A 7589-nucleotide genomic window follows, 5' to 3' on the forward strand; every position below is an offset into this window, starting at 1 on the left:
GGTGGTGAGCCGCATCACGCCGTGGCTGACGTCGCCGTCGACCCAGGCCGTGACGCCGAAGCCGGAGACGACCTTGAGGTTGTCGACGAACTCCACGTCGCCGTCGTCCCAGCTCGCGATCGCGTCCTCGAACTCGTCGACGTCGACGAAGAGCACCGTCTGCGCCTTGTCGGCCTCGCGGACGACGTCCTTGAAGACGTCGTTGTCACCGAGGCCGCCGTCCTTGAGCACCTCGGCGCGGTAGTCGGCGTCGGGTCCGATCGCGACGACGTCGCCGTCGGAGTCGGACGCGAGCACGTTCGCCTCGGGGCCGGCCATGTCGCGGAGCTTGTCGAGCACCGTCTCGATCTTGTCGGGGTCGCCCTTGATCTTCACCGCGATCGGAACGTCCGAGCCGTCCTGCGAGCCGAAGAACTCGCTCGGGTCGAAGTCGGAGCCCAGCGCGAGCGCTGCCGAGTCACCGGCGAGCGTCTCGGCGTCGGCGGGCAGGTCGAGCCCGCTGGCGTCGGACAGCTCGTTCATCAGCTCGTCGGCGTCCTGGCCGGTGTAGGGGGCGATGTAGCCGACGATGTCGGCGAACCACCCATCCTTGAACCCGAGGCCGAGCACCGCGCCGGTGTCGCTGGGCAGCGACTTCACGACGTCGGCGGTGCCGCCGCCGTTGAGGAAGGTGCTCTTGCCCAGGCTGCTGTCGCCGGCCGCCTCCATCTCGATCGCCCCGTCGTCGAAGCGGATGGTGGCCGCCATGCCCCTGAAGCCGCGGAGCTTGTCCTTCAGGTCCTGCGAGATCGGCGGACCGGACGAGGACTCGACCGGGCTGCACACGTCCGGCGAGGTGATCGACGTCCCGTCGGGAAGGACCGTGCCCGAGCTGGCGCAGTCCTGGGAGACGCCTCCGAGCAACCCGAACGGGAAGCCGAAGAGGTCGTCGACGTGGTCGGCCAGGTAGTCACCAGCCGCCGGGCCGGCGTAGAAGGTCGCGACGCCGGAGTCACCGGCCTCGCCGGTCCACTTCGTGAAGTCCGCGTCGTCGGCCAGCGAGTGGTCGGCCGCGGCGTCCGCCACCTCGTCGGCGACCTTGCCGGACTCGGCGATGACCGCCCAGTCGCCCGAGATCTTCCAGCCGCCGTCGTCGCCGCCGCCGGCGCAGTCCCGGATCTTGTCCAGCCCCGCGTCGGCCTTGTCGGCGTCCTTGACCTGCACCACGACGACGGCGTCCGGCTGCGCGTCGCCGAGGTCCACGGCCGCGACCGCGGCCCGGTCACCGAGCCAGGGCTCGATGTCGTCGGCGTAGTCGATGTCGTCGCACTGGGCGCCGACCTGGAGCTTGTCGAAGATGGCCTTGCGGAGGTCGTCGTCGGGGTTGATGCCGACGTAGTCCTTGAACGCCGGGAACTTGTTCAGCGTCCGCAGCGCCTCGAGCTTCTGCCCGCCACTGGGGTCGAGGTCGATGCTGGCGTAGGCGAGCGTCTTGGCGGGCAGCGCCTCGGCAGGCTGCGGTCCGGTGCTGAAGAAGCTGTACGTCGCCCACGCGCCGACGCCGACCGCGACCAGTCCGATGACACCACCGCCGACGAAGAGCCCCTTCTTGACCGGGCTGCCGCCGCGTCGAGGCTCGGGCGGGATCGGCCCGCCGCCGCCGCTCTCGAGGTACTCCGGCGGGCCGGAGGGCGGGCCGGAGGGCGGGCCGGAGGGCGGGCCGGAGGGCGGGCCGCTCAGCGGGCCGCTCGGCGGCGGAGGCGGGGGTGGGAGCGTGCTGGACAAGGGGCCCTCCGAGGGGTCGCCGGCGAGGAGCCGGCTGTCGGGGTCAGGGAGCATTCGCGAGTGGGACGCGGGGAGCCTACCCGCGGGTTCCGGGGCCCGAACCCCTTATCGCTCAAGGCTGGGGTGGCTCGTCTGGAGCCCGGCGGGAAGAGACGAGGAAGACCAGGGCCACCCCGGTCATCGCCCCGAACGTGAACGACGCCCGCGGGGGCCACGACGAGACGCTGAGCGCCCCCTCGAGCTTGGTGCCGTCCTTGGCGGTCCTGGCCAGCTCGTGGGGGTCGCCGGGGCTCAGGTGGGCGCCGACGCGGAGCATGAGGTAGGCCGCGAGGATCGAGCCGGCGATCACCGCGACGAGGGTGACGAGCTCGGACCGGTCCAGCAGCCAGGCGGTCAGGATGCCCAGCACCAGGCCGGCGGTCAGCGCAATGGTGACGTACCACGCGACGCCCTGGAAGTCGTCACGAAGGCCGGCCTCGTCGGTGAACCACTGGTGGCCCGCGACCACGCCGCTCGGCGGGTCCCAGAGGTGGTACCAGAGCCAGCCGCACGCGGCGCCGACCACGCCGAAGACGACGACGACCACCACGGCCTGCACCGAGGCCACCACCCAGGGCGAGCGCGGCCGGCTCCCGGGCTGGGAGGCGGTCGGTGGGTGGGTGGGCGGCGGCTCGGGCGCGGTCAGCCCGTCAGGCATCCCGGACCCAGCAGCTGCTTGAGGTCGGCGAACAGCGCCGGGCTCGGCGTGACCCGCAGCCGGTCGTCGAGCCGCATGACCGTGGTCTTCTCACGCGACAAGAGTCGCAGCCGGACCTCGGTGACCCCGGGATGGGTCCCGAGCACGTCCTTGAGCTGGGCCACGGTGGGCGGCGTGCAACGCGTGGACGGGAGGTTGATCACGACCGGTCCGCTGGGTCCGTCGGACAGGTCGGGGACGGTGACCTCCTGGGCCCGGAGCTCGGGCTGGTCCTTGTCCCGGCTCAGGGCACCCTTGATCCGGAGGATGGAGTCCTCGACGAGCAGCGTGCTGGCGAGCTGGTAGGTGCTCGGGAACAGCAGCACCTCGATCGCTCCCTCGAGGTCCTCCAGCGTGATCGTCGCCCAGGTGTCGCCGCGCTTGGTGATCTTGCGCTGGACCGAGGTCACCAGCCCGCTGATGGTCAGCGTGCTGCCGTGCGGCCGCTCCTCGTCGGTCATCAGCTGGCCGATGGTGCAGTCGGTGCCCTGGGAGAGCACGTGCTCGAGCCCGAGCAGCGGGTGGTCGGAGACGTAGAGCCCGAGCATGTCGCGCTCGTGGCCGAGGAGCGTGGTCTTGTCCCACTCCTCGATGTCGTCGGGGATCGCCACCGAGATGCCGAAGCCGCTGCTGGTGTCGTCGACGCCGCCGAACAGGGAGTCCTGGCCGATCGCCTCGTTGCGCTTGATGTCGACGTACTGGTCGACCGCCTGCTCGTGGATCGCCACCAGCGCGCGCCGCTTGTGCTTCATGTCGTCGAAGGCGCCCGCCTTGACCAGCGACTCGACCACGCGCTTGTTGCAGACCAGCGCGGGGACCTTCTCGAGGAAGTCGTTGAAGTCGACGTAGCGGCCCTTCTCGGCCCGCGCGGCCACGATGCCCTCGACGACGTTGCCGCCGACGTTTCGGATCGCGGTGAGCCCGAAGCGGATGTCGTGGCCGACCGGCGTGAAGTTGGCCGACGACTCGTTGACGTCGGGCGGGAGCACCTGGATCTTCATCCGGCGGCACTCGTTGAGGTAGATCGCCGACTTGTCCTTGTCGTCCTTGACCGAGGTGAGGAGGGCCGCCATGTACTCGGCCGGGTAGTTGGCCTTGAGGTAGGCGGTCCAGTAGGAGACGAGACCGTAGGCCGCCGAGTGGGCCTTGTTGAAGGCGTAGTCGGAGAACGGCAGCAGGATGTCCCAGAGCGTCTTGACGGCGTGCTCGGAGTAGCCGCGCTCACGCATGCCGGCGGAGAAGTCGGCGAACTGCTTGTCCAGCTCGGACTTCTTCTTCTTGCCCATCGCCCGGCGCAGGATGTCCGCCTGTCCGAGGCTGTAGCCCGCGACCCGCTGGGCGATCGCCATGACCTGCTCCTGGTAGACGATCAGGCCGTAGGTCTCGTCGAGGATGTCGGCCAGCGGCTCGGCCAGCTCGGGGTGGATCGCCTCGACCGGCTCGCGGCCGGTCTTGCGCCGGGCGTACTTGTTGTGGGAGTCGGCACCCATCGGGCCGGGCCGGTAGAGCGCACCCACCGCGGAGATGTCGGCGAAGGTGTCGGGCCGCATGCTGCGCAGGAGCGCGCGCATCGGGCCACCGTCGAGCTGGAAGACGCCGAGCGTGTCGCCGCGCTGGAGCAGCTGGTAGGTCGCCGGGTCGGTGAGCGTCAGCTCCTCGAGGACCACCGTCTCGCCCCGGTTGGACTCGATGTTCGCGAGCGCGTCGTCGAGGACCGTGAGGTTTCGGAGCCCCAGGAAGTCCATCTTGATCAGCCCGAGGTTCTCGCAGGTCGGGTAGTCGAACTGCGTGATCATCGCGCCGTCGGCCGGCCGCTTGAGCAGCGGGATCACGTCGGCCAACGGCTCGCTGGACATGATCACGCCGGCAGCGTGGACACCCCACTGCCGCTTGAGCCCCTCGATGCCCATCGCGGTGTCGACGACCCGCTTCACGTCCGGGTCGGACTCGTAGAGGCCACGGAACTCGCCGCCCTCGCCGTAGCGGCCGTGCTCCCTGTCGAAGATCTCCTTGAGCGGGACGTCCTTGCCCATCACCGCGGCCGGCATCGCCTTGGTGATCCGGTCGCCCATCGCGAACGGGTAGCCGAGGATCCGGCTGGAGTCCTTGACCGCCTGCTTGGCCTTGATGGTGCCGTAGGTGACGATCATCGCGACCCGGTCGTCGCCGTACTTCTCGGTGACGTACTTGATGACCTCACCGCGCCGGCGCTCGTCGAAGTCGATGTCGAAGTCTGGCATCGAGACGCGGTCGGGGTTGAGGAACCGCTCGAAGATCAGCCCGTGGAGCAGCGGGTCGAGGTCGGTGATCCGCATGGCGTAGGCGACGATCGAGCCCGCGCCGGAGCCGCGGCCCGGCCCGACGCGGATGCCGTGGTCCTTGGCCCAGTTGATGAAGTCGGCGACCACGAGGAAGTAGCCGGCGAAGCCCATGCTGGTGATGACGCCGATCTCGAAGTCGGCCCGCTTGCGGACCTCGTCGGGGACGCCCTGCGGGTAGCGGTGTCGCAGCCCCGCCTCGACCTCCTTGACCAGCCAGGAGTCCTCGTTCTCCCCCGGCGGGCAGGGGAAGCGCGGCATGTACTTGCCGACGCTCTCGCTGAACTCCACCTCGCACCGCTCGGCGACCAGCAGGGTGTTGTCACACGCCTCGGGCAGGTCGCGCCAGACCTCCCGCATCTCGGCCGCGGACTTGAGGTAGTAGCCGTCGCCGTCGAAGGCGAACCGCTGGCCCGGCCCGTCGCCGGCCGGGATGTCCATCGTCGAGCCGGAGTTGATGCAGAGCAGGTGCTCCTGGCTGGGCGCGTCCTCGCGCATGACGTAGTGGGAGTCGTTGGTGGCCAGCAGCGGCAGCTGGAGGTCCTTGGCCAGCCGGAGCAGGCCCTCGCGCACCCTGGTCTCGATCGCGAGGCCGTGGTCCATCAGCTCGAGGAAGAAGCTGTCGCGGCCCAGGATGTCCTGGAACTCGCCCGCCGCCTGCCGTGCCGCGTCGTAGTTGCCGTGCCGCAGGTGCACCTGCACCTCCCCGGAGGGGCAGCCGGTGGTGCCGATGATCCCCGCGGCGTGCTGGGCGAGCAGCTCGCGGTCCATCCGCGGCTGCTTGAAGAAGCCGTCGCGCCAGGCGCCGGTGCTGAGCCGGAAGAGGTTGTGCATCCCCTGCGTCGACTCGCTGAGCAGCGTCATGTGGGTGTAGGCACCCTTGGCGCTGACGTCGTCGGCCCCGCCGTCGTAGAAGGTGACGCCCTTGCGCTCGTAGCGGCTGATGTTGGGGGTGAAGTAGGCCTCGATGCCGATGATCGGCTTGACCCCGGCGTCCTTGGCCTTCGTGTAGAACTCGTAGGCGCCGAACACGTTGCCGTGGTCGGTCATCGCCACCGCCGGCATCTCGAGCTCCGCGGCCCGCTGGGTCAGCTCGGTCAGCCTCGCCGCACCGTCGAGCATGGAGTACTCGGTGTGCACGTGCAGGTGGACGAACGAGTCCGTGCTCATGGTCTCCTCAGGGTCGACGGGCGGGCATGGCTGAGCAGGGTCGACGCCGTACGCCGATGATCCTGGGGGAAGGGCCTCAGCCTACGACGGGGACCGCCTTGACACTGGCAGGCACCGCCGACAGTGCCGGGTTCTCCTCACTCGACGGGAGCGGCGGCGTCGAGCGACTCGGTGATGACCTGGTGGACGATCCGGGCCAGCCGGTCCTCGCCGAGGGTGGGTGCGCGCCTGGCCAGGGTGCGGGCGATCTCGCGCTCGCGGTCCGGGTCGCGCTCGGAGGAGCCCTTGTGCGGCTGGATGGCCGCGGTGATCGCGGCGCGGCGGTTGAGCAGCGCGCCGAGCTCGGTGTCGACCTCGTCGATCAGCGAGCGGTAGAAGGCGACCGGGTCGGCGCCCGGCCAGGCCATCCGCAGATCGGGCTCGCGCTCCTCGTTGGTCCACCCGTCGGTGTGCTCGAGCTCGATCAGCCCCCGCGCCTCGTAGAAGCGTCGGGCCGGGGTGTTGGACTCGAAGACCCACAGACAGAAGCCGCTGGGACGCTGCGCCTTCACGACGTCGAGCAGGGCCGAGCCGACCCCGGTGCCCTGGGCCTCCGGGTCGACGTAGAGGTCGTCGAGCCAGGCGTCGTCGAACCGGGCGTAGCCGACGAGACCACCGGCGGACTCAGCGGCCCACACCGAGAAGACCGACAGGTCCCAGCCGCTCACCCACTCGCGGGCCTCGTGGGGCGGGTGGATGGTCCGCGGCATCGACGGGTACGCCGCGTCGCGGACCCGGATGTGCAGCTCGGCGATGGCTGGCAGGTCGGCGGAACCTGCGGGCCGCAGGGTCAGCTCAGTGGGCTCCACGGACCGCCTCCAGCGCGTGGGCGAGGTCGTCGGGGTAGTCCGACTCGTACTCGACGTACTCCCCCGTGTCGGGGTGCTCGAAGCCGAGCTTCACCGCGTGCAGCCACTGCCGGTCGAGCCCGAACCGGCGCGCCAGGGTGGGGTCGGCACCATAGGTCAGGTCGCCGACGCACGGGTGCTTGAGCGCGGCCATGTGCACGCGGATCTGGTGGGTCCGGCCGGTCTCGAGGTGGATCTCGAGCAGGCTGGCGAACCGGTGGGCCTCGAGGGTCTCGTAGTGCGTGACGCTGTGCTTGCCGTCGGGCATCACGCCGAACTTGAAGTCGTGGCGCGGGTTGCGGCCGATCGGCGCGTCGATGGTCCCTCGCAGCGGGTCGGGATGCCCCTGCACCAGCGCGTGGTACGTCTTGTCCACCGAGCGGTGCCGGAAGGCGTTCTTCAGCCGGGAGTAGGCGTACTCCGACTTGGCGATCACCATCACCCCGGAGGTCCCCACGTCGAGCCGCTGCACGATCCCCTGCCGCTCGGAGGCGCCGCTCGTCGCGATCCGGAAGCCCGCGGCGGCGAGGTGGCCGACCACGGTCGGGCCGGACCAGCCGGGGCTGGGGTGCACGGCGACCCCGACGGGCTTGTCGACCACCACGATGTCGTCGTCCTCGTGGAGGATCGTCATGCCCTCCACCGGCTCCGCCACGACGTCGACCGGCGCGTCGGGTTCCGGCAGCGACACCTCCAGCAGGCTTCCCGCCACCA

5 protein-coding genes are annotated in these 7589 nt (G+C 70.3%); all 5 read right to left on the minus strand.

All coding sequences use genetic code 11. From position 1 onward, the window contains the following. A partial coding sequence (locus VFV89_RS20205) for a DUF3352 domain-containing protein (RefSeq protein ID WP_329707773.1) occupies positions 1–1764 on the minus strand: 1764 nt, incomplete at its 3' end. A 112-nt stretch (positions 1765–1876) separates the two neighbouring features. After that, on the minus strand, positions 1877–2461 hold the full coding sequence (locus VFV89_RS20210) for a hypothetical protein (RefSeq protein WP_329707774.1): 585 nt from the start codon (positions 2459–2461) through the stop codon (positions 1877–1879). Further along, positions 2446–5988 (minus strand): DNA polymerase III subunit alpha, encoded by a 3543-nt coding sequence (dnaE, locus tag VFV89_RS20215; protein WP_329707775.1) that lies wholly within the window; start codon positions 5986–5988, stop codon positions 2446–2448. Before dnaE ends, VFV89_RS20210 begins: the two co-directional genes overlap by 16 nt. A gap of 137 nt (positions 5989–6125) precedes the next feature. Beyond that, complete coding sequence (locus VFV89_RS20220) at positions 6126–6836, minus strand: GNAT family N-acetyltransferase (protein WP_329707776.1); 711 nt, start codon at positions 6834–6836, stop codon at positions 6126–6128. Further along, a partial coding sequence (locus tag VFV89_RS20225; protein ID WP_329707777.1) for an RluA family pseudouridine synthase occupies positions 6823–7589 on the minus strand: 767 nt, incomplete at its 5' end. The genes VFV89_RS20225 and VFV89_RS20220, both read right to left, overlap by 14 nt.

The organism is Nocardioides sp. (genome assembly GCF_036274455.1).
Taxonomy (GTDB): Bacteria; Actinomycetota; Actinomycetes; order Propionibacteriales; family Nocardioidaceae; genus Nocardioides.

What these genes read in the sequence shown, in the direction of transcription:
- VFV89_RS20210 (WP_329707774.1), bottom strand. Translation starts at nt 2,461, where the DNA reads ATGCCTGACGGGCTGACCGCGCCCGAGCCGCCGCCCACCCACCCACCG.
- dnaE (WP_329707775.1), bottom strand. Translation starts at nt 5,988, where the DNA reads ATGAGCACGGACTCGTTCGTCCACCTGCACGTGCACACCGAGTACTCC.